The sequence below is a fragment of the Teredinibacter waterburyi genome, assembly GCF_001922985.1.
GTDB lineage: Bacteria > Pseudomonadota > Gammaproteobacteria > Pseudomonadales > Cellvibrionaceae > Teredinibacter > Teredinibacter waterburyi.
On the sequence record NZ_MRUH01000074.1, the window covers coordinates 1 to 764 of the forward strand.

The 764-nt window shown below is 50.7% G+C and carries 1 protein-coding gene; it reads left to right on the forward strand.

Annotated features, from left to right (window positions below; translation table 11 throughout):
• Positions 1–228: 228 nt before the first annotated feature.
• Entirely contained in the window at positions 229–435 is a 207-nt protein-coding gene (locus tag IDZ20_RS05840; RefSeq protein ID WP_188150493.1) for a hypothetical protein, read from the forward strand.
• Positions 436–764 lie beyond the last annotated feature (329 nt).

Consider the following 764-nt stretch of genomic DNA (forward strand, 5'->3'; position numbering starts at 1 on the left):
CTTCTAACCTAAAACCCCAGATCGTATCGGTCTGGGGTTTTTCTTTGTCTGGAATTTGGCGGAAAAGCCGCAACTCCTGCTCGAGCTTCAACTCCACTCACAACCTCAGCTTCAGCGTCAACTCAGATGTGAGGGAGGGGGGCAGCTCTTTGAGCTGCTCGGGTCGCGTGAGTATGACCGTATCCGCGTCACATACGCGCGAAGCCTTTTTCACGCTGATATGGAGTAATGGCGCCCACTGTCGCGACCAGCCTATTGATCTCTCCGGGAAGTTTAATACTTCTCGAAACGCTTGCGCGGGCTTACGACGCCCCAGCCGTGTACGACCTCATCCGTTGCTTCGACTTTCAGTTTGAGTCTGGGTATGTTTTCCGTACTGGCCGGCTCGGCCAGTGCGTTACTCGAGATCTCTACAAGGCAAAATTTAACCCTTAACTAAACCGTTTTCTTTCGTCCTTCTTGGCTAGTTTCCGTTAGCACCTCATCCCCCTGCACCCTTGATGCTCGCATTGCTTTGACCTCCTTTCGGAGTGCCGATGGCCTCTAATGGTCGAACATGCTCATCTCAAGCACAGCTATCGGGTCATTAAGAGCCCAGTTGGGTTATATTTATGTGCCTAGCGGTGGGTAATAGATTGGCCAGACCAACAGTCTGGCTGCTCGGAAAGTGTACGAAATGTAGGATTGTTGTGCGTATAGATAGTTAATTTAAATAAGTTAAGAAAAGGAGTTGACGGTGCGGTGCTGGATCAGCATAATGCGCG

Coding starts and splice junctions, on each gene's coding strand:
- IDZ20_RS05840 (WP_188150493.1), top strand. CDS start 229: ATGGCGCCCACTGTCGCGACCAGCCTATTGATCTCTCCGGGAAGTTTA.